The 22679-nt window shown below is 29.9% G+C and carries 26 protein-coding genes and 1 other RNA gene; 25 read left to right on the plus strand and 2 right to left on the minus strand.

Going from position 1 to position 22679, the window contains the following annotated elements:
* A complete protein-coding gene (locus tag AC6FXG_RS01545) occupies window positions 1–468 on the plus strand; it encodes an ATPase (RefSeq protein ID WP_075573670.1) in 468 nt (155 codons plus the stop codon).
* A 14-nt stretch (window positions 469–482) separates the two neighbouring features.
* Window positions 483–842, plus strand: a transfer-messenger RNA (tmRNA) gene (gene ssrA / locus AC6FXG_RS01550).
* Window positions 843–997: 155 nt separating this feature from the next.
* On the opposite strand, the gene AC6FXG_RS01555 is transcribed toward ssrA, so the two are convergent.
* Both AC6FXG_RS01555 and AC6FXG_RS01560 read right to left on the minus strand, forming a co-directional pair.
* Window positions 998–1216, minus strand: a complete 219-nt coding sequence (locus AC6FXG_RS01555; protein ID WP_075573669.1) for a helix-turn-helix domain-containing protein — start codon at window positions 1214–1216, stop codon at window positions 998–1000.
* Between the two features lie 9 nt (window positions 1217–1225).
* The gene (locus AC6FXG_RS01560; protein WP_500571286.1) at window positions 1226–1705 is read right to left on the minus strand and encodes a DUF2975 domain-containing protein; all 480 of its coding nucleotides are present in this window, start codon (window positions 1703–1705) and stop codon (window positions 1226–1228) included.
* 238 nt (window positions 1706–1943) lie between these two features.
* Here AC6FXG_RS01560 and AC6FXG_RS01565 point away from each other — a divergent pair, with 238 nt between their 5' ends.
* From AC6FXG_RS01565 to AC6FXG_RS01675, 23 genes are all read left to right on the plus strand, one after another.
* Window positions 1944–2519: a ComEA family DNA-binding protein gene (locus AC6FXG_RS01565; RefSeq protein WP_500571287.1), complete on the plus strand. Its 576-nt coding sequence runs from the start codon at window positions 1944–1946 to the stop codon at window positions 2517–2519.
* Complete coding sequence (gene selD / locus AC6FXG_RS01570) at window positions 2512–3555, plus strand: selenide, water dikinase SelD (RefSeq protein ID WP_500571288.1); 1044 nt, start codon at window positions 2512–2514, stop codon at window positions 3553–3555. Before AC6FXG_RS01565 ends, selD begins: the two co-directional genes overlap by 8 nt.
* Window positions 3556–3567: 12 nt before the next feature.
* Complete coding sequence (gene selA / locus AC6FXG_RS01575) at window positions 3568–4959, plus strand: L-seryl-tRNA(Sec) selenium transferase (protein ID WP_500571289.1); 1392 nt, start codon at window positions 3568–3570, stop codon at window positions 4957–4959.
* The gene (selB, locus tag AC6FXG_RS01580) at window positions 4956–6833 is read left to right on the plus strand and encodes a selenocysteine-specific translation elongation factor (RefSeq protein WP_500571290.1); all 1878 of its coding nucleotides are present in this window, start codon (window positions 4956–4958) and stop codon (window positions 6831–6833) included. Before selA ends, selB begins: the two co-directional genes overlap by 4 nt.
* A gap of 2 nt (window positions 6834–6835) precedes the next feature.
* Window positions 6836–7543, plus strand: coding sequence for a response regulator transcription factor (locus AC6FXG_RS01585; RefSeq protein ID WP_500571291.1), 708 nt, complete (start codon window positions 6836–6838; stop codon window positions 7541–7543).
* Window positions 7443–9479, plus strand: a complete 2037-nt coding sequence (locus tag AC6FXG_RS01590) for a sulfatase-like hydrolase/transferase (RefSeq protein ID WP_500571292.1) — start codon at window positions 7443–7445, stop codon at window positions 9477–9479. The genes AC6FXG_RS01585 and AC6FXG_RS01590 overlap by 101 nt, the downstream gene beginning before the upstream one ends.
* Window positions 9480–9567: 88 nt before the next feature.
* Window positions 9568–12243, plus strand: coding sequence for a cation-translocating P-type ATPase (locus tag AC6FXG_RS01595; RefSeq protein WP_500571293.1), 2676 nt, complete (start codon window positions 9568–9570; stop codon window positions 12241–12243).
* 152 nt (window positions 12244–12395) lie between these two features.
* On the plus strand, window positions 12396–13100 hold the full coding sequence (locus tag AC6FXG_RS01600) for a hypothetical protein (RefSeq protein ID WP_500571294.1): 705 nt from the start codon (window positions 12396–12398) through the stop codon (window positions 13098–13100).
* A 13-nt stretch (window positions 13101–13113) separates the two neighbouring features.
* Window positions 13114–13455, plus strand: coding sequence for a type II secretion system protein (locus tag AC6FXG_RS01605; RefSeq protein ID WP_500571295.1), 342 nt, complete (start codon window positions 13114–13116; stop codon window positions 13453–13455).
* Between the two features lie 40 nt (window positions 13456–13495).
* Window positions 13496–13921, plus strand: coding sequence for a hypothetical protein (locus tag AC6FXG_RS01610; protein ID WP_500571296.1), 426 nt, complete (start codon window positions 13496–13498; stop codon window positions 13919–13921).
* Window positions 13921–15168: a hypothetical protein gene (locus tag AC6FXG_RS01615; protein ID WP_500571297.1), complete on the plus strand. Its 1248-nt coding sequence runs from the start codon at window positions 13921–13923 to the stop codon at window positions 15166–15168. The genes AC6FXG_RS01610 and AC6FXG_RS01615 overlap by 1 nt, the downstream gene beginning before the upstream one ends.
* A complete protein-coding gene (locus AC6FXG_RS01620; protein WP_500571298.1) occupies window positions 15155–16456 on the plus strand; it encodes a hypothetical protein in 1302 nt (433 codons plus the stop codon). Before AC6FXG_RS01615 ends, AC6FXG_RS01620 begins: the two co-directional genes overlap by 14 nt.
* Window positions 16443–16898, plus strand: coding sequence for a prepilin-type N-terminal cleavage/methylation domain-containing protein (locus AC6FXG_RS01625; protein WP_500571299.1), 456 nt, complete (start codon window positions 16443–16445; stop codon window positions 16896–16898). Before AC6FXG_RS01620 ends, AC6FXG_RS01625 begins: the two co-directional genes overlap by 14 nt.
* A complete protein-coding gene (locus tag AC6FXG_RS01630; RefSeq protein ID WP_500571300.1) occupies window positions 16891–17214 on the plus strand; it encodes a prepilin-type N-terminal cleavage/methylation domain-containing protein in 324 nt (107 codons plus the stop codon). The genes AC6FXG_RS01625 and AC6FXG_RS01630 overlap by 8 nt, the downstream gene beginning before the upstream one ends.
* Window positions 17183–17731 (plus strand): hypothetical protein, encoded by a 549-nt coding sequence (locus tag AC6FXG_RS01635; protein WP_500571301.1) that lies wholly within the window; start codon window positions 17183–17185, stop codon window positions 17729–17731. Before AC6FXG_RS01630 ends, AC6FXG_RS01635 begins: the two co-directional genes overlap by 32 nt.
* Before the next feature lie 64 nt (window positions 17732–17795).
* Window positions 17796–18671: a hypothetical protein gene (locus tag AC6FXG_RS01640; RefSeq protein WP_500571302.1), complete on the plus strand. Its 876-nt coding sequence runs from the start codon at window positions 17796–17798 to the stop codon at window positions 18669–18671.
* 56 nt (window positions 18672–18727) lie between these two features.
* The gene (efp, locus tag AC6FXG_RS01645; protein ID WP_075573653.1) at window positions 18728–19285 is read left to right on the plus strand and encodes an elongation factor P; all 558 of its coding nucleotides are present in this window, start codon (window positions 18728–18730) and stop codon (window positions 19283–19285) included.
* An 11-nt stretch (window positions 19286–19296) separates the two neighbouring features.
* A complete protein-coding gene (locus AC6FXG_RS01650; protein WP_075573652.1) occupies window positions 19297–19614 on the plus strand; it encodes a CD1247 N-terminal domain-containing protein in 318 nt (105 codons plus the stop codon).
* Between the two features lie 21 nt (window positions 19615–19635).
* On the plus strand, window positions 19636–20016 hold the full coding sequence (locus AC6FXG_RS01655; RefSeq protein ID WP_075573651.1) for an Asp23/Gls24 family envelope stress response protein: 381 nt from the start codon (window positions 19636–19638) through the stop codon (window positions 20014–20016).
* 35 nt (window positions 20017–20051) lie between these two features.
* A complete protein-coding gene (nusB, locus tag AC6FXG_RS01660) occupies window positions 20052–20462 on the plus strand; it encodes a transcription antitermination factor NusB (RefSeq protein WP_500571303.1) in 411 nt (136 codons plus the stop codon).
* Window positions 20455–21636: an exodeoxyribonuclease VII large subunit gene (gene xseA, locus AC6FXG_RS01665; protein WP_500571304.1), complete on the plus strand. Its 1182-nt coding sequence runs from the start codon at window positions 20455–20457 to the stop codon at window positions 21634–21636. Before nusB ends, xseA begins: the two co-directional genes overlap by 8 nt.
* 9 nt (window positions 21637–21645) lie before the next feature.
* Complete coding sequence (gene xseB, locus AC6FXG_RS01670) at window positions 21646–21864, plus strand: exodeoxyribonuclease VII small subunit (protein WP_075573648.1); 219 nt, start codon at window positions 21646–21648, stop codon at window positions 21862–21864.
* Complete coding sequence (locus AC6FXG_RS01675; RefSeq protein ID WP_500571305.1) at window positions 21854–22675, plus strand: polyprenyl synthetase family protein; 822 nt, start codon at window positions 21854–21856, stop codon at window positions 22673–22675. Before xseB ends, AC6FXG_RS01675 begins: the two co-directional genes overlap by 11 nt.
* Window positions 22676–22679: the final 4 nt, after the last annotated feature.

Below are 22679 nucleotides of genomic sequence, written 5' to 3' on the forward strand. Positions count from 1 at the left end.
ATGGACGTTATTGAAATTATCAACGAAATTGAAGATGTGGTTGAAGGTGCAAAAACAGCATTTTTAAGCAATAAAGTTGCTGTTGACAAGGAAGAAATTTTAGAACTAATTAGTGAACTTAGGTTAAAATTGCCTGATGAAATAAAGCAAGCAACATGGATCAAAGAAGAAAGAGAAAGAATTTTAAATGAAGCAAGACTTGATGGCGAAAAGGTTATCAATGATGCTAAGGTCGAATTGAGCAAACTCTTAAGTGAAGATAGTGTTATGGTTGAAGCAAAGAGCCAAGCACAAAAATTAATGACCGAAACAAAAGATAAGTCAAAACAAATGACTCTTGGTAGTATAAATTACTCAGATAAGTTGTTATTAGAAACTCAAGAAGAGTTAAAAAAAGTTATAGAAACTTTAAATGACAACAGACGTCAACTAGCTCAAATGAGTAACAGCATTAAAACAGAAGAATAATTTCTGTTTTATTTGGGGATGACTTGGCTTCGACGGGGATCTTGTTCTAAGGAAAAGCGAGTCGTAGTTCGCGAAACTACGTTAAAAAAGAGCACCTAAATTTAAATGCAGACAACAATAGAAGTTTTGCACTAGCTGCTTAGTTTAATTGCGGCGAATCTCACTCTCTATCTCTCGTACGAGTTTTGAGATCTTAATTATGACGAGTTGAATTAATATGCATTGCTTTTGGCATATTAATTTATTATAAAAGCTATATTCTTAAATATTTTGTGGATTTATATTGAGAAAAGAACTTTTAAAATTCTCTGCACTCGGAGAAGTTCTTTAGAAGGGGTTTTCGGACATGGGTTCGACTCCCATCATCTCCACCAGAAAGATAAGGAAGTGTTCTAAGCACTTCTTTTTTTGTTTGCAGATTTAAAATATAACTTCACAAAGCATTTTTTAAAATATGGCTTTTATATATTGTATGTACTGGATATTTAAAAGAAAAATAAAATGGCTAGAGTTATTCTAGCCATTAAATTTATTCGTTATTTTTTTTATATACCAATAAATCACCTGGTTGACAGTCTAGAGCCTCGCATAATTTAGCAAGAGTTGAGACCTTTACTGCCTTAGCCTTTCCATTTTTTAGTATTGAAACATTTGACATTGTAATTCCAATTTTATTTGATAATTCAGTTACAGACATTTTTCTTTTTGCCAACATAACATCGATATTGAAAATGATTTCTCCTTCCATAAGTCCTCCTTAAATAGTCAGATCGTTTTCATCTTTTAGTATAGCAGCTTTACCTACAAAATATGATAGAAGTAAAAATATTACATATAGGCTTAGGCCAAGAAAAGACACCCAAAAAGATAGTATAAGGACAGATGGATGATTCATATTGAACAAAAGCATGGCAATATTTCCTAGAAAAAAGAATATTGAATCTATTAGGGCTAGCTTTGAAATATGCTTTAAATATTTCGAATTCTCTTCAGTAAAAGCTAAGTCATTAGAAATATTTTTTGATATTTTTGCTGAATAAAATAATGCCATAAACACAGGTACACCGGTAAGACTTAGAAATATAAGCCAGGGTAGGTACCAGCTAGAAAATTCAAGGTTTGCCTCTGCAATTGTTTTACCAATCAATGGTATGACAAAAGCATAGAGGATAATGCTTAATATGAACAAGCCTGTTAATATAATTTTTAAAAGTTTAGACAGTTTTCTTATTTCCATAATAACCTCCTTGTTTTAAATAATTATACACCTATATTTATTGTAAGTCAATAAATATTTTGCGTAAATTAACAATAAAATCTTTTAAAATAAAAAAATTATTTATTAATTTAAATATTAAAAAATAATTTTGAAACGATAAAGATATCATTTTTATGAATTATATAGTCGAATATAAATCGAAAATTTATTGCAATTTATTCATAATTATGCTATTATAAAACTAGGAGGATAGCGGATGAAGAGGTTATTTATTTTATTATTATGTTTTCTTTTTAGTTCTTGTTCTAATCAAGAAGACCTAAGCGAATATGATTTAAAACTTAATTTAAATGATAACAAATCTGTAGATTCTGTATCCGATAATGAAAACTCTAAAATTTTTGTCCATATTACTGGAGAAGTTTTAAGGAGTGGTGTTTATGAAATGGAGTCTGGTTCAAGAGTAATAGATCTTGTCAATGAAGCAGGAGGATTTACTGTTGATGCCAATCAAGAGGCAGTGAATTTAGCTGAAAAATTAAGAGATGGAAGTAAAGTTTACATTCCAAATAAGGATGACAAGGTAAATATAAAAAGCCTTTCGTCAAGCTCATCGGATAGTGAAGTTATTGTTGACTTAAATACTGGGTCCAAAGAAGAGCTTATGAAACTTCCGTCAGTTGGCGAAAAAACTGCTGATTCAATTATTAAATATAGGGAAGAGAATGAATTTGAGGATTTTAATGATCTATTAAATGTTCCGGGAATAGGAAAGAAAAAACTTGATTCTTTTAAAGGAATGATTTCAATAGGAGGAAATATTTATGAGTAAATTTGATGTTAAATTAACTTCATATGCTAAGACTAGCGGATGAGCCGCTAAAGTCGGACCAGACATTCTCGCTCAGGTTTTGAGCGGTATAAATAAAAATAGGATTAATGACAATAGACTTGTTGTAGGTATTGAAACATCTGATGATGCTGCTGTATACGATTTACAAAATGGAGAATATTTAATCACAACACTTGATTTTTTTACACCGATAGTTGATGACCCATATTTGTTTGGACAAATTGCTGCCGCAAACTCTTTAAGTGACGTCTATGCAATGGGCGGATATCCTAAGATGGCTATGAATATAGTTTGCTTCCCATCTTGCTTAGACCCTGAAATTTTGGCTGAAATTTTACGTGGCGGTTATGACAAGATTATGGAAGCTAATTGCTTGGTTGTTGGTGGCCATACAGTTCAAGATGATGAACCTAAATATGGACTTAGTGTTAATGGATTTTGCAAAAAAGAAGAATTAATTACTAATAGCGGTGCAAAAGTTGGTGATTTATTAATTATGACTAAACCAATTGGTGCTGGTATTATTAATACTGCTATAAAGGGTGGAATTGCTAACGAGTCTGATATTGAAGAGGCCGTAAAGTCCATGAGCACCTTAAATGAATTTGGATTAAATGCTATAAGAAGAGGCGGAGGAGCAAATGCTCTTACTGATATAACAGGTTTTGGTATTGGTGGTCACTTAATAGAAATGATGGAGGGAGCAGATTTATCCTGCAACCTTTATGCTGATGATTTAAATGTTATGACTTCTGCCAGAACCTTTGCAAGCATGGGACTTGTTCCTAAGGGAGCTTACGATAATAAGAAATATTTTTCAAATCGCTATGAATCTTTATACACAGATACAACTGACGATTTAGTTTTTGATCCTGAGACAAGTGGTGGCCTCTTAATTGCAACGGAAGAAAAAAATGTTAAAGAGATTTTGAAGGTTTTAAATGATTCACCATACAAGGGTTCAGTAATTGGTGAAGTCATACCAAAATCTGATAAGAGGATTTATTTAAAATAAAAGGAGAGTTTAATGTATAGGTTGATTCCAAAAATGGATGAGATTCTTGAGAATAATCAAGTAAAAAAACTATCTGATCAATATTCAGTTGAGTTTATCAAATCGATAATAAATGATAGACTCAATGGAATAAGAAATATGATCAAGGATAATAAAAGTGAGGATGAAATTAAAGCCGAGATTAGAAATTTAGAAGTAAATATTGTAAATGATTGCAATAACTATTTAGCTCCAAGGCTTAGAAGGCTTGTTAATGCAACTGGAACAGTAATTCATACCAATTTAGGTAGGTCTGTTATAAGTGAGAGGATGGCGAAATCTTTAGTTGATATATTAACTCACTATTCTAATCTTGAGTACGATATTCATACTGGTAAACGAGGATTAAGGTATACCAATATCGAAGAGCTTATTACAAATATTACTGGTACAGAAGCTGCTTTGGTCGTTAATAATAATGCTGCGGCTGTATTTTTAGTCTTGTCTGAATTCGCTAAAGGCGGAGAAGCCATAATTAGTCGTGGTGAGCTAATTGAGATTGGTGGATCATTTAGAATTCCTGATGTAATGGAATTTAGTGGATGTAAACTTAAAGAAATTGGAACAACTAACAAAACTCATTTATATGATTACGAAAGAGCAATAAACGAAGATACAAAAGTTATCCTAAAAGTTCATACTTCTAACTACAAGGTAGTTGGATTTACTGAGGGTGTATCTTCAACTGAGCTAAAAGAATTAGCTGATAAATATAATCTGCCATTAATAGAAGATTTAGGTAGTGGGGTATTTGTAGATTTAGAAAAGTATGGATTGATGCATGAGCCGACTGTAATGGATTCTATAAATGCTGGAATTGATATCATTACGTTTAGTGGTGACAAATTACTTGGTGGTCCACAGGCTGGTATAATTGTTGGAAAGAAAAAATATATTGACGCTTTAAAAAAGAATCCTATGACCAGAGCTCTAAGAGTTGATAAGATGACTTTAAAACTTTTAGAAGAGGTATTGAAAGAATATATTGATAGGGATAAGGCTCATAAAAATATTCCAACATTAAATATGCTTACTTTACCAATTGATGAATTAAAGAAAAGATCTACAGATATTAAGAATAAGATTGATGCTTTAAAATTCGAAGGATTACAAGCAAATATTTGTGAGGATTACAGTGAAGTTGGTGGCGGAAGTCTTCCAACTGAAAAATTGCCAACATTTGTAGTTCAAATTTCAGCATCAAATATATCTGAACATAAAATTGATGAATTCATGAGAAACTATAAAATTGGAATTGTTGGACGAGTTAATGATGGCAAATATATTATAGATCCTAGAACGTTGTTGGATAATGATATTGAAATTATTTGCAAGGCTTTCGAGGATATGAGGGATAGATTATGAAACATTTTATAATAGGAACTGCCGGCCATATCGATCATGGTAAGACGAGCTTAATTAGGGCTTTAACAGGTAGGAATACAGACAGGCTGGAAGAAGAGACCAGGAGAGGTATTACCATTGATTTAGGTTTTACCTATTATGATGATCCAAATACTGGAATAAGAGTCGGCATTATCGATGTTCCCGGTCATGAAAAGTTTGTAACCAATATGCTATCTGGTGTACATGGCATGGATATGGTTTTACTCGTAATAGCCGCAGATGAAGGAATTATGCCTCAAACGATTGAGCATATCAATATTTTAGATTTATTGGGAGTAAAAGAGGGAATCGTTGTAATAACCAAGTCTGATATGGTAGATAAAGACTGGCTAGAATTAGTTGTTGATGATGTTAAAGACCAACTTTCAGAGTCCTTTCTAAAAGATTCACCAGTAGTTGTGGTTAGTTCGAAAACTAATGAAGGCATTGATGAGCTTAAAGAAATGATATCTAAAAAATCTGAGCTTATCGAAGATATTACATCTGAATCTCCAGGAATTATCCCAATAGATAGGGTATTTGTCTTAAAAGGTATTGGTACAGTTATTACGGGAACTCAAATTGAAGGAACTTTTGAAGTAAACCAAGATGTGTTTATTTATCCGGAAAATATTGAGAGCAAGATTCGCTCAATTCAAGTTCACGGTGAGGATACTGATAAGAGTTATAGCTCTCAAAGAGTTGCTATAAATTTAAATAATGTCAAAAAAGATGATATTAGTAGAGGATCAGTAATATCTATTAAAGATCATTTGCTTGTGAGCAGGTTGATTGATGTTAAGCTGAAGGTCTTAAAAGATTCTTTATTTACTGTAAAAAATAAATCCAGAGTTAGATTTCATGTAGCAAGCAAGGAAACTTTTGCTAGAGTAAATCTCTTAGATAGGGATGAACTAAAGCCTGGAGAAGAATGCTTTTGCCAATTGCAACTTGAAGAAGAAATTGTTGCAAGAAGAGAAGATAAATTTATAATAAGATTTTTTAGCCCTGTAATTACTATAGGTGGCGGAGAAATTCTTGAAGTAAAGCCTAAGAGAAAACGTAGATTTAGAGAAGAAGGCATTAGGTTACTTGAAGATAAAGCAGGTGAAGATTTATCTAAAACTGCTCTTGCTATTATCAAAGAGCATGGAAACGAAATAGAATTTGATATGTTTACGAAATCTCTAAATGTTAACAATGAAGATTCCTTCAAGCTTGTAGAAGAACTGGAAGATAATGGTTTAGTTGTTTTTGTAAATAATATAATAGTTGCAAAGAACTATATTGTTCAAAAAACTAGTGATATTATAGAGTATCTTGAAAAATTCCATGATAGCAATCCTCTAAATGTCGGTGTTTCAATTGAGGAAATTAGGACAAGATTTTTTAAGGGAATTGATACAAAAAATCAAGATACTCTAATTCAATTAATTATTAATGACTCTGAGATTGAAAGAGTGGGCAATGTTATAAAATTAACTAAGTTTGTTCGTGAATATACTGAGGCTCAAAATAAGCAAATTGAGTCTATAAAAGAACTAATGTCTAAAGAATATAGGACTTATAAAAAAGATGAGCTGGGAGTTGGTATGGATTTAATTGCCGCTATTATTTTCGATAAAATATTAGTGGAATTAGATGGAGAAGTATTGTTATACTCTGATCTTTTAAAAGCTCAGGATGATTTAGTAAAATTATTCAATAGCAATGAAAAGATTGATGTAAAAATGCTTCGTGATGCACTTGATACAAACAGGAAGACAGCTGTAGCTTTATTGGAATATTTTGATTCAAAGAAAGTTACAAAAAGAGTTGGTGATGAAAGAATTCTTATAAAGAAGGGGGTATAGATTTGAGGATTTTAATAGTTGATAATGATGTTATTTCTAGCACAAATCTTCAATATTCATTGACACAGGATAATTATACTGTAGATTTATCTGCTTCCTTTAAAGAGGCCAAGCATAGGCTTTCAATTAATACTTTTGACATGATTCTTTTGGAGCCAGAAAGCGAAGGTTCATCTGATTTAGTTTTAGTTCAAAAATTAAGGTCAATAACGGATATACCAATTTTAGTAACAACTAAAAATAAAGATGAGATAAACAAAATCTTAGCTTTTGAATATGGTGCTGATGATTATTTAGTAAAGCCATTTAATATTTTGGAATTAAAAGTGAGGATTAAAGCCATCTTAAGAAGAGTTAAGAGTGCTGATATAAATAATGATAAAGATATTACATTTGGCAATTATCGTCTAAGAACAGTTGGTAGGACGCTTGTAAGAGGAGACGAGGTTGTAAGTTTAACAGGAAAAGAGTTTGACTTATTGTATGTCCTTTCTTCAAAAGCTGGTACTGTCTATTCTAGAGAAGATCTAATGACAGAAGTGTGGGGATATCAATACTTTGGTGATTTGCGAAGCATTGATGTTCATATTAGAAGACTGAGAGAAAAAATTGAAGAAGATAGCAAAAATCCTCAGTATATTAAAACAAAATGGGGAATTGGATACTATTTTGATAATGATAATGCAGAGGAAAATAATGAAAATAAATAGGCTTAGAGAATTTATATTGTTATTCGTATTAATCTTGGGCTTTAGTACTATTTATGCTGAAGAGATTGATTACACAGGTTATGACAAATATTTAACGAAACTAGATGTAGAAAGTGAATATAAGGGTATTTCAAAGGATAATTCTATAATACTATTACAGGTTGATAGGCTTACTAACGCTTATATTAATAAGAAATACAATGATGTTGAAATTTTACCTAATATAAATAAATTATTAAAAGAAGAAAAGGGTACTTTTTACTTCGATAATTTCTACGAGACTTCATTACCTGCAAGTAACGAGAGTGAATTTTCTGTTTTAAATTCACTATATCCACATCCAAATACAGATAGTCTTGAAAGAAATTTAAGCAAAAAAACAAGAGAACTTCCAAAGATTTTAGCTGAGGAAGGCTATAATACAAAGTATTTGTTCGCAAATAAATTGTATTCTCCTAAAAAAATAGAAATTGCAAAGTCTCAAGGATTTAAAGATATATACTATTTTGGCTCATACAATGAAAAGCTATTTGATAGGATAATGAGTTCTGTTGAAGAGAATAAAAACTTTATATATGCTTTGACAGATTCATCTTCTTATTATGAAGCTAATGATGATTTTAAATTACAAGAAAAGAATGATTTTGCATCAGATATCTTGTATTTAAATTATATGGACAAAAAAATTGGAGAACTTCTTAATTTAATTGAAGAGAAAAATAAAAATGTTACATTATTAATTTATGGAGGTAATGGTAGGCCTGTATTTAATTCCACGGACTCTAAAGGAGAAATAAATAATACAATTAAAAGCTTAAATGTACCATTTATTGTAAGGACTAATTCGAGCGTTAAATCAAAAGTCTTTAATCATAGATCATCTGAGATTGATGTAATGCCAAGTATATTACACCTTATTGGATTAAATAAAAACACATATCCTATGATGGGTCAGGTTTTATTTAATCCAAATCTAGAAAAAAGAGACCTCTATTTTCAGAATAAACTCTCAAAGGGTTCATTTTTGAGTGATAATATACTGTTTGTTGTAAATAAAATAAACATTAAATATCAGGCCTTTGATCTTGCTGAGAATAAGGCCATTGATCCAAAAGAATACTTGACGAAGTCTCAAAATGCTATTAGTCAAATTGATTTTTCAAATGGTTTGTGTGATTTGGATATAATGGAAGAGCTTTTATTAAATTACAGAAAAAAACAGAAAATGAGTTTGCCTTCAGATAAGTCAATTATGCATGCAGGAGGAGAGATTGCTGGACTTGGATATTCAAATATGCAGGATGCACTGGATCATAACTATAAGAATGGGAAAAGATTTTTTGAAATTGATTTTGAAAAAACTAAAGATGGAAAGTATGTTTGTATTCACTCTTGGGATGGGTTTTTAAAGAAATTTTTTGATATTGACCCTATTAAGGGAGAAAAAAATAACTATCATCCTTTTTTATATAGTGATTTTATGAATTTTAAAGAAGTTCACGGTTATAAGCAAATGGATGTGAAAGATGTAACTAATTGGCTAAACATTCATAAGGATGCCTATATAATTACAGATTGCAAGGGAGATAATAAAGAACTTATTCAAGAGATAATTAACTCTGGTTTTAAAGATTTAGATAGGATTATTATTCAAATTTATAAAGCTAATGAATATGATTATGTATACAATAAAGGTTTTAAAAATATCATATATACTTTATACAGAAGAGATGTATCAGATCAAACTGTGATTGATTTTGCAAAAAGTAAAAAGATTTTTGCTATAACAATGAATGAAGAAAAATATAAAACGGGTATTGGAAAGAAATTGATCGACAACAATATAAAGGTGTTTGTTCATACAGTAAACTATCTAGAAGATGCAAATAAACTCCTAAATGAGGGAGTAAAAATGATTTATACGGATACTTTATAAACAAAAAGCCGCAAAATTTATTTTTTGTGGCTTTTATTGATTTAAATATATCTATAAATGGTATCAATATGTAGATAAGGAGGGTAATATGTATCACAATCAAAGGTCTATTGATGTTCTAAAAGAGCTTGATTCTATGGCGTCTGATGGCTTAAGTACTGTAGAAGCCAAGGAAAGATTAGAAAAATATGGCTTAAATGAATTTCAAGACAAAAAAAGAAAAACTTTTCTCCAAAAATTTATTGATCAGTTTAAAGATTTTATGATCATTATACTTATTGCTGCAGCTATAATTTCAATTGCTGCTGGAGAAAGGGTTGACGCAATTGTTATTTTGGCAATTGTAATATTAAATGCTTTTCTTTCTATTTACCAAGAAGGTCAAGCGGAAAAATCTTTAGAAAGTTTAAAGCAAATGAGCGCACCTGAGGCTAAAGTCATAAGAGATGGCAAAAAAACAGTAGTCCCAGCAAGAGAATTAGTCCCAGGGGATATTGTTATCTTAGAAGCTGGGGATATTATACCAGCGGACTTGAGATTATTTACTTCTAGTAATTTAAAAGTGGATGAATCAAGTCTAACCGGAGAGAGCGTTGCAGTTGAAAAAAATTCTGAAGCTATTTTAGATAACAATGCTACACTTGGTGATAGGGTAAATATGGCTTATATGTCTACAATTGTAACTTACGGAAGAGGTAAGGGTGTTGTAGTAGGTACAAGTCATGATACTGAAATTGGGAAAATTGCGACTATGATTGAAGAGATTGAAGATGACTTAACCCCTCTTCAAAATAAGTTGGATAAGCTTGGCAAGAAACTTGGAATTTTAACAATTATTATTTGTGCAATTGTATTTGCCCTAGGCTTAATTCAAAAACGTGAAGTTATTGATATGCTGCTTGTATCTGTTTCACTTGCTGTTGCAGCTATACCTGAAGGATTGCCTGCTATAGTAACAATTGTTCTTGCAATTGGAATGGGCAGGATGGTAAAGAAAAATGCAATAGTTAAAAAACTTCTAGCTGTAGAAACTTTAGGAAGTACAACCTATATTTGCTCTGATAAAACAGGAACTCTTACACAAAATGAAATGACGGTAAAAAAAGTTTACTCAGACGGTAAGTTCTATGATGTCACTGGCATTGGTTATGAACCAGAAGGACAAATTTTAAATCAGGGCAATGAGTTAACTCACGATGAGCTAAACAATCTTAAAGCTCTCTTATATGCATGTATATTAAATAATGATGCAAATTTATTAGAAAACAATAATATTTATACAATTATGGGAGATCCAACAGAGGGTGCCTTAATAACGTTTGCCGGTAAAGCTGGCTTTTTAGAAGATGAGGTTGAAGCTGAACAACCAAGAATTGACGAAATTCCATTTGACTCAGATAGAAAGATGATGTCTACTTTCCATGAGGTTGATGATAGGATTATTCAATATACAAAAGGCGCACCGGATATTGTTTTATCTAATTGTAAATACATTTATATAGATGGTGAATTTAAAGAAATAACAGATGAACACAGAGTGGATATTTTAAAAGCTAATTCAACTTTTGCATCTGATGCACTTAGAGTTCTAGGTTTTGCAATAAAGATTATAAATAAGGATGACTTTAAAAATATAGACAAGAATGAAGAAAATCTAATTTTTGTTGGATTAACAGGAATGATTGATCCACCAAGAACAGAAGCAATGCAAGCTATTGAAGAATGTAAGAGAGCAGGAATTCATACTGTTATGATAACTGGTGACCACAGAGAGACTGCATTCCAAATTGCCAAAGAGCTCGGTATCTGTGAAAATCATAATGAAACAATTTCTGGATCAGAATTATCGACAATAGCAGATTCAGAATACAATGAATTAGTTAAGAGGATTAAGGTATATTCACGTGTAAGTCCAGAGCAAAAAGTAAAAATAGTTAATGCTTTAAGAGAAAATGGAGAGATTGTCGCAATGACAGGTGATGGTGTTAATGATGCCCTTGCAATCAAGAGGGCAGATATTGGTATATCTATGGGCATAACTGGTACAGACGTTGCAAAAAATACAGCTGACATGGTTCTTACAGACGATAACTTTGCAAGTATTGTAAATGCAGTAGAAGAGGGCAGAATTATATTTGCCAATATCCAAAAGTTTGTTGCATTTTTACTATCATGCAATATTGGTGAAATTTTAATTGTATTCTTTGCTATGCTCCTAGGTATGGAAGAGCCACTAAAGCCTATACACTTATTGTGGTTAAATTTAGTTACAGATTCACTTCCTGCATTAGCTTTAGGTGTAGAGCCTGGGGAACCTGGAATTATGGATGAAAAACCAAGATCAAAGGATGATCCAATTATAACTAAAAAAATGGGCGTAGCAATTGTACTTCAATCTTTAGCAATTACAGTGGCTTCACTTTTAGCATTTTATTATGCTACAAAACTTTATCCAGAATCAATTACTCATTCAAGGACGATTGTATTTGCAACTTTGATAACTAGTGAATTGCTAAGAGCATTTTCAAGTAGATCATTTGATAGGCCTATTTGGAAAATTGGCATTAAATCAAATATGAAAATGGTATATGCTATCTTAATAAGTTTTTCAATGTTAATAGCAGTGTTATATATTCCATTCCTTCACGATATATTTGACACATTCCAATTAGGATTTAAGGATTGGGAGATTGTATTATCCTTCGCCTTTATACCATTCATCATAGGTGAGTTGGTTAAAGTTTTCAGAAATGTTAAACAATAGAAATATAAATATTAAAATAATACAACAAATTGCTTTCTTTGCATATTATTGGGAGTGTAAGCAGTTGTTAAATTATCTTAACAAAAATATCGGTTGAAAGCCGATATTTTTTTGTTTTTATATTGTATAATAATTTAAGAGGGAGGGGACAAATGGATTCTAATAATTTACAAAATAATTTGTACACAAATAACAATAATAGAAGAACTTCCCTCGATATAAACTATTATATATGTGATAGGAACAAAGAATTACTTAAATTTGAAGGCTTTAAGTACACTAGCTATAAGAGATTTACAAATGACATGAAAAGAATTTTGAGAAGGTATGACGTCTCTATAATGAATATCACAAAAATAGTTACTATGTTTTACGATGACATAAGCTCACTGGATTTAAGGTTGAATATACTAGGTTATAATAAAGCTTATTATGACTTCATTTCAATTAATGAAGTAGAAGAGATGGCTTTAAATAAATATGATCTAGATAGATTGACTGATCATAACTACTTATATGAGTATGAATACGAAGATCGGGAAGTCCTGGAGCTAAAAGCTTTTCTAAAAAAAGAACTTTTAAAAAAGAAAAAGAATAAAGAGATCTTGAAAAAACTTGTAAATACATTTTCTAGAAAACAATTAAGACCTTTTATTTTTGATCTAAATAATCATTTTGATTCTCAATATGTCATTGTAGAAAATGGAATAGCACCTGAAGAAACTGATTTATCTAGAGAAAATCTAAATCAAATATACTTGAAAACTAAAGATTGTATATCAAAATATGCTAACGATATTTTTTTTGATGCTTATTGGAAGGCATTAAATCAAAGGGTAATTGATAGATATAAGTAGGCTGGAGGTAGATATGAATAGAAAAAAATTAAAAGGCTTTACTCTGATTGAACTTGTTATTGTACTTGTTATTATTTCTATTTTACTTGCCGTTGCTATTCCATCTATAAACAAGTACAAGGAAAAAGCCCAGAGCACAGCTGATAACATGAACATGCTTGCATTAAAAGAGGCAGCAACAATGTATTGTATTGAAAATGGATGGGATAATAAAACTGAATTAAGTAAAGATGATCTGGCTCCGTTTTTAGAAAGTTCACTTGATGATAGTGACTCGAAAGATAAGGCAAAAAAACTTCTAGATTCATATTCTGTTTCGATTCAGGATAAAAAAGTTATTGTTAAGAAAAAATAGTGTATTGATTATATAGAAGATTTGATTTATGAAGTTGTATTTGGGTTTAAGAGTATTTATATTATTAATATTAATTTTTATAGCAATTGAAGATATTAAAACAAAGTCTGTATCTTCAATTTTTTTATATGCTATTAATGTATTCCAAATTGTTTCTGCATATATGATAAAAGACTCTTTATATTTTAAAAACAAATTGCTTTTTGCTATAATAATATTTGCTATTTACTATTCCTTTAAATATTCTAGAAGGATGGTTGGTGAAGCAGATATTATTTTTTTATGCCTTCAATTAATTTCATTGAATGTAAAATCCTTTATTATTTTTTGGTGGACTTACTTAATTATTTCTCTTATTTATGGTATTATATTATATATACATAAAAATGATTCACATATACCAATGTTTCCGGCTTTTGCAGTTGGAGAGCTTAGTGTTATTATCTATCTGGGAGGTATTTTATAATGGGTGATATTTTTATTACCAGTTATTTTGCTCAGTATTTTGATGGCGAAGAAAGAAGATATTTCTTTTATGAAAACTTATATGATGAAAATGGGGTCATAAATGATGAAGTTCTTACTTTGACACTTAATAAATTAAATAAATTTTTAAAATATAAATCATGCAATGTTTATATTTTGGATCCAAACTCTTATATTGAAATATTTAAAAAGAATGAGAACATTAATAATGCCATGCTTTACTTAGATAGGACAAAGTATAAATCCATTATAGATTCTGATAATACTCATTCTATTTTTAACTTTGATTTAAAAACTATAGAAGCTTTTCAAAGGGCTTCTGTAGATTTAGGAGTTACTTATAATTTATATAGTTTTTATGACTTAGTTAAATCTACTTCAAAAGATGCAAAGAATATTTACTTTATACTTGAAAAAGATTTTTATTTTTTTATGGTCATTGATAATGGACATGTAGAAAAGTATTTTTATGATGATAGAAGTTTTTATAATGATAGAGCCAAAAAAAATATGGAGGGAAATACTGAGAATGTAACTGAAGATGAAATTTATGAGAACTTGGATTTTGAGCTACTTGCCTCTGTATTGGGTGGACTTTTGGAAGACTTAGATAGTCCTTCAGATTATAATTTAAAATTAATTCCCTACAATATTAGTGATGACACAAAAGAGTATTTATCAACTTTTGCTTTTAAAAATTTAGAAATTATTAAATATTTTGATATTTCAAGAGCTGGGTTAAACAGTGACCAGAACTTATTAAATAATTCTAAAAGGAAAGGGAGAAGCCCTCTACTAATAATTTTATTTGTATCTTTATTAGCAATTTTTATTTTTGAAATATATTATATGCAATTTCTGAAATCTAACCTTGAAAATTTATACGAGGAATATGAAGTTATAGAAAATCAGAGGCTTGATAATTTAATTAGCAGGGATAATAATATTAAAAACCAAGAGGATAAGCTATTAGCAATTGAAGATTATGATCAAATTCTATCCAGTTATCAATTTCTAAATGGTGAAAAAATAATTGATATATTAGAGGAATTAAATCTAAGCTATGAGATATTAAATGCAAGAGTTGTTGGTGGAGAATTAATTGTAACTATAAGCAGCTCAGAAAACTTAGATGAAAAGTACTCTGATAAAGTATCTAAGATTAAAAATATGGGTAATACCGTTCAATATGAGTTAAGTTTTGAGGTGGGAAATGCAGAGTATTAATGATAGTATTAATAAAATTAGAATACTAAAAGTTACATCAATTATTGCTTTAATTTTATTATCTATTTTGTTGTTTTTTAAAGGCATTATTCCATTGAAAAAAGAGATTGACAATATTAAAGAAAAAATTCAAGAATCAAGCGTTCAGTTAAGATCAAACGGAACACCTCCAGAAGAAGAGTTGCCAGAAGTAGATTTTGACAACAAAAAATATGATGATTTTTATAATGAGATAGTAGAATTTTCTAGATTAAATAATCTTGATTATATGTCACTAGAAAATACTTATGATAATTTCTATGGAAGCACAAGTATATACCCAATGGTAACTAATTCTAGATTAGAAATGAGTGATATTTATCTATTAGATAATTTAAAATCAATTCTTCCTGATAAGCTTCTAGATTTTACTTTAATCAAAGATGATAAAGTACATATAGACTTAAAGAATTTATTCTTATTCGATAAATCATTCAGTCATAAAGATTTGACAATTGACAATCGAATTACTAATCTTTTAGAAGATGACATGGATGAAACTGGGGATGAAGGTTCAGATGAAAATAATGATTCTAAATCAGAATCAAATTCTAATATGGATGTAAGAAGTGATACCAACATAGTTGAGAAAAAAGAGGAATTTGCCCTAATAGATTTTAGAGAGGAAAATTTTGATTTATTATGTACTCCAATGCATCAAAACATATCAGTTGAAGGCAAATATCAAGTTAACCCAAATAAAAATTACCAATCATATATCGTTAACATATACAACAATTCTGATGAAAATGGATCTGCGCTTGTATCATTTAAAAATAAAAGCGTGAAGTTTTTTACAGGTGAAATTGATGTATTGTTAAAATGCGATTTATTTAATAATATTAGCCGCAATTTAGAACTATGCGTCTCAGATTATTATGGAGAGATCAAGAATATAAGTGGCAATTATTTAGATGGTAAATTTATTTTTCATGTAGAAGATAAATATAATTTCCCTATAGAAATTTATGGCATAAAGTTTAATATTCCTAATAAAAGCTCAACATCTTTTGCACTTGAAAACCTAAATCTGGAAATAAAAAGTGATATATATAATGAAATACAAAAAAATGGAATTATTAGAACAGTCTCTAAAGAAGGAGAGAATAGTATTGATGAATTTATAGATAGTATTTCGGGCGGAGTAATAAAAGAGGAGCTAATTAACGATAACCAACTGAAAGAAAGCGAATTTAAGGATAGAAAAGTTTTCTTGGTTAGATTCAGGAATATTTATGAAATCAAATAAAAAATCTGCATTTACAATCATAGAAATTATAATAGTATTGATTATTATAAGCATATCTTTTTTAATAATATTTTCTTCCAGAGATGGTTATGAAGCATATATGGAACGGCGAGAAGTTGAGAGAATAAAAAATGCGATGGAAGATGCTTCCAGGATGGCTGCAGGCTCTAAAAGAAAAGTGGAGTTATTTGTTTCAGAAGTTGATATGCAAACACTTTATATAATTTCTGGAGATTTAAGAAAAGAGTACAAGCTAAAGGGTAAAATGAAATTTAAACGACCAGATGGTGACCAATATTTACTTAATTATAAAATTAACAAAACTATGGCACCAAGTTATTCAGGTAGGTTTTTTATAAGTGGAGAATTTAAGGATTATGAAATAATCTTCACTCCTGTTATAGCCAAATTTAGAGTTGAGGTAAAAGAAAAAAGTGACTAAAGTAAGAAAAAAGAAAAATGGATTTACATTATTGGAGCTTTTGATTGTTATTTTAGTTGTCTCAATTTCTTTTTCCTCTATAGCCTTCTGTTTGAACTCAATAAATAAAAAGAAAAAAGACTTGTACACAAATAATGCTGAGCTTCTAAACATTGAAAATTATATTTATCAATGCCAGGCAAGCGGAAGCATAGAGGCGTCTGATTTATATAATATTAGCTTAATTAATTCTTATAAGAATATACGTACTTATAAGTTAGATTACAATAAGGATGGTAAGGATTTTGAAATACGTTTTTCAATCAAAGAAAAGTAAATCAGCTTTTACTTTGCTAGAAGTTATAATTTCTATCATCTTTATATCGTTGCTAATGGTGGGCTTAGTATTTTTTAAAAATGTATTAACTAATACTAAAGCTGAAGAAAATAATAAAAATTATTTTGCTTTATACGATGCTTCTTATTTTATTTCAAATCAAATTAAAATGGCAAATACATACAGTATAGTTGAAATTAAGGATAGGTTTAATAGCACTGATAATCAATATGTTTTTGAATCATATCTTTTTGATGATAGAGAAAAAGATAAATATAAAGAGAAAATAATTAACTATTATTATTTTGAAAATGATAATGGTAAATTAAAGTATAGGGCTTATAATACTGCCATCAGAGGTAATTTAGCATATAGCGCATTCTCTGACAATATTATTATTAGAAATATAGAAAAATTTGATCTTTCATATAATGATGGTATTTTTGAAATATATATTAAAGACAAGTTTGGAAATGAAAGCATAAGGAAGGTTTTGTCCGGAGTCTACAATGATTAAAAAATACAAGGGTTCAGTCTTGATATGGTTTATATGTTTTTTAATGCTAATTAGCAGTATAGTTATGATAAAGTTGGAGGATGTATATAGAAAAAACCAAATACTTGCACTAGAAGTAAAAGGCTTTCAGATTGAGCAAGATATGTACAGTACAATGCTTTATTTTTTTGAAAACTTTAAAGATAGAATGGTAGAAGATGCTTTTAAAAATGATAAGTCGCAGAAATTAACAGATTTAGATAAAAGTAGATATAGCCCTAATAATTTTATTAATGAAAATATTTCATTTGATAGCATTAAATCACTGGACTCATTTATTAATTTCAATATGTCTTATAAATCTGAAAGCACATCAATCTATGAAAATTTTACTGTGGATACAGTTAACAAAACGTTGACGACTTGTAAAGATGAGATTATAGATAATACATCAGACAACATTTTTCAAAATGAAAAAAACAGATTGATAAACCAGGCCTTAGAGAATTTGGAGCCACAATATGATGAAAAATTTATGAATATTATTGAACTGGAACCTGGTGATAATTATATAACAGTAGAGAATTTACAAATTATAGTTAAAAATGGAGATAGGGAAGTTCTTAAAACCCCTTTTACAGTTACCACTTATATAATAGGATCTCATCCAAATACAAATATTTTCTTTGACTTAAAAGATGGTTTTGAGTTTAACCGCTTGTATATATTTAATAACGGAAATGTTCGTTCAAAACACTTAAAGTTTAATGGGTTTTTATGTATAAAGTCAGGAAATCTTTTTATAGATGAAATAGAAGGAACAGGGAGAATTATTATCGATGGATATTTGCAGGCAATTAATGGAAACAAGGTGGATGTAGGTGATTTTAAAATTGCCAATAAATTTGCTTTAATAAATAGAGTATTTGCAGATCCGAGGATTATAAATTATAAAAGATAATTGATTATTTTACAATTATATGTTAAAATAACTGTATTAGAAACGGGAGGTTAATTATGATATCAGCAGGTGAATTTAGAAAAGGCGTTACTTTTGTAATGGATGGTGATGTATGGCAAGTTCTTGATTTCCAACACGTAAAGCCAGGTAAAGGTGCTGCATTTGTAAGTACAAAAATCAGAAATGTTGTTAAAGGTGGCACACGTGAATTAAACTTCAACCCATCAGATAGATATGAAAAGGCTAACATTCAAACAAAGGAAATGCAATACTTATATAATGATGGTGAATTATACTACTTTATGGATAATGAAACTTATGAACAAATGCCCTTAGGCAGAGAGGAAGTAGAGGAAGCTCTACAATTTTTAAGAGAAAATGATATTGCAACAATAAGATTTTTTGATGGAAAACCTTTTGAAGTATTAGCTCCTAACTTTGTAGAACTCAAGGTCACAGAAACGGAACCAGGAGTAAAGGGTGACACATCAAGTTCAGCAACTAAATCAGCAACTGTAGAAACAGGTTTTTCATTACAAGTTCCATTATTTGTTGAAAGTGGAGATGTTTTAAAAATTGATACCAGGACTGGAGAATACTTATCTAGAGTATAAAAGGAGGAGTTATGACTATTAAAAAAGTATCATACTTAAAAGGTTTAGCAGAAGGCTATGGATTAACAGGTGAGGATAGCAAGCTTGAAAAGATCGTTTTAGAAATGCTAGATTGCATGGAAGACATGGCTAATGAAATAGATTTTTTAAACTCTGATTTTCAAAGTCTAGAGAATTATGTTGAAATGCTAGATGACGATTTAGCTGAATTAGAAATGCTTTTTGAAGATGACGATGATTATTGCTTCGATGAAGATGACGACGATTGGGATGATTTAAACTGGGATGAAGATGACAACGAATCATCTAATGAATCAGATAATTTTTAGTTTTAGCTTCTAGGAGGAATTATGAATAATAACGAAAATACAAGTATTGTTCAAGGCAATGTTACTATTTCAGAAAATGTTATTGCTAATATCGCCAGACTCGCTACAGAAGAAATCGATGGTGTTTGTAAAACAGTAAAAACTGTTACTGAAACATTTACTGATATTTTCTCAAATAAACAAAGTCAAGGTGTTAAGGTAAGTATTTCTGAAGATATAATTAGTTTAGAAATTGCAGTTGAACTTAACTATGGTGTTGATATTGAAAACACATGTAGAGAAATTCAAAAGAACGTAAAAAACTCAGTAGAATCTATGACGAACTTAGAAGTAGAATATGTTAATGTTCTAGTTACAAGTTTAAATACAGATTCTAACTTTAAAGAGAAAGTGAATGCATAAAGCCCTTAAATAAGGGCTTTTTTTAAGATGATATTATGAGAATAGAAAATAGAAAAAAACATCGTGAAGAAGCAATAAAAATTTTATATGCTATGGAAATAAATAACCAGTTTACTGCAGAATTTATTGATAACTACGTAATTAACAATAATATTGAAAAAGACTCTATGTCCTATACATACGAGTTGCTTTTAGAGTATCTTGATAACAAAGATAATATTGAGGAAGTAATCAACAGAGAAGAGAAAAATTATAAATTTAATAGGATTTCTTTAATAGACAAGTGTATTGTAAGACTTGCACTAGTAGAAATTAAATATTTGGATATACCTGTCGGAGTTGCTATAAATGAAGCGGTTGAAATTTCTAAAATATATTCAGGTGTTGATTCCTATAAAGTTGTAAATTCACTTTTAGGTAAGATTTCGAGGTTTATTAATGATTGAGTTTAGTGTATCTGCAATAAACAATTATATAAAGAATATATTAGTAAATGATATCAACCTAAGGTCTATTGCTATAGAGGGAGAGGTTTGTGCCTTTAAAGAACCATCTAAAAATGGACACCTTTATTTTGAATTAAAAGATGAAGATTCCAGAATTAGGTGTGTTTTTTTTAATATACTCAGTAAATATGATGAAATACCTTTTGAAGAAGGCGACAGTGTTATATTAGAGGGAAGAATTGATGTTTATGAAAGGGCGGGCCAGTATCAATTTATTGTTTCTGAAGCAAAAGTTCAAGGCTTAGGAGATTTATATATAAGATTTTTACAACTGAAGGAACAGTTGGAAAAAGAAGGACTCTTCAATCTTACAAAAAGGCCACTTCCATTAAAGCCAAAAAATATTGGGCTAATTACATCTCCATCTGGATCAGCACTTAAAGATTTTATATCTGTAATTAAAAGAAGGTATCCATTAGCAAACATATACTTGTATCCAGTCCATGTTCAAGGTGTGGAAACTGTAAATGAAGTATGTAGGGCTATCGATTATTTTAATTCTAAAGATCTTGATGTTGTTGTTTTGACAAGGGGTGGAGGTAGTTATGAAGAACTTGCAGTTTTTAACAATGAAAGAATTGCTCGCAAATTAGCTGAGTCAATTCATCCCACAGTTTCAGCAATTGGACATGAACCAGATTTTTTAATTACTGATTTCGTTGCCGATTTAAGAGCTGCAACCCCTACTGCCGCTGCGGAACTTATCTCTCCAGATATTTATCAAGATGTTTATAATTTAGAAGATAGGCTTGACTTGATGATTAATAACTATTTTATCTATTTTAATGATGAGCGTAAAAATCTTAGAGCTCTTGAAAATATAATTAATCTAAAATCACCTATTAAAAAATTAAAAAATAGTAAAGAACAGATACTAGAAAAAAATAAAACTATTAATCAATCCATGAGATTAAAGATTTTAAAATACAAGAATGAACTTAAAGACTATTCATCTCAGTTAATACCATTTGACACGCAAAAACTTTTAAAGAAAGGTTATACTATAACTGTTGATGAGAATGGTGAATTACTGTCAGAAAAGTCTAGTTATAATAAGGGCGACAAGCTAAAAACTATTTTTGAAAAAGGTAGCCTTATTTCTGAAATTATTTAGGAGGAGTATATGGAAAACTTTAATTACGAAGATGGCATAAAGAGAATAAATGAAATCATAGAGCTTCTCGAGTCTGATGAAATTGCGCTTAACGAAAGCTACAACCTATTTTTAGAAGCAAAAACATTAATAAAAAAATGTGAAGACTATATTGATGACTGTGAGAAGAATTTTGAAATCCTGATTGAAGATGATAGCATTGATTCAGAGGAAGATGTTGAGTTTTAAGATGGATTTTTCTAATTTTGAGGAGTATTTAACTTCTACAATTGAACAAATGGATATCTCAAGTGATAACTTAAAGTCAGCTATGATATATTCAGTTAAAAGAGGGGGCAAAAGGTTGCGTCCTAAGTTTTCTTTGCTTACAGCTAATGCATTTGATATTGACCCAAAGCTAATATATCCTTATGCTGCAGCTCTTGAGATGATTCATGAGTTTTCGCTTGTCCATGACGATTTACCGTGTATGGATAATGATAATTTTCGAAGAGGAAAAGAAACAACCCATGTAGTTTACGGAGAAATGAATGCCTTGCTTGCAGGTGATGGTCTTTTAAACTTAGCTGCAGAAATATCTTTTGATGATCTTATGGTTGACAACGACATAAATAAAGTTCGTGCCTATAAATTTTTATTCAACAAAGCAGGGGCTTTGGGAATGATTGGGGGCCAGGCTTTTGAAAGTGAAGCGAAGGCAACTAAAGAAGATTATTTTAAAACTATAAATGGAAAGACGGTTGCCTTATTTGAGTGCGCAATTTACGGTAGTGGATTGTACTTAGGATTAGGTAAAAAAGAGTTAAATTTATTGGCGAATTTATCAATAAATATTGGTCAGGGATTTCAAGCTATAGATGATAGAAGTGATGAAGATGGCATCTATAAAATTTCTAAAGAAGAATGTCAAAAAATAATTAACGATTGCAAGAATAATATAGACAGCATTTATAAGTCTTTATCTGAATTAGATGCGTCCGTTAATGGGTATAAAGAGATAACTGATGTATTATTTAGTAAGGAATTTATAAACAACTAATTGG

It is taken from the genome of Ezakiella massiliensis (assembly GCF_059862345.1).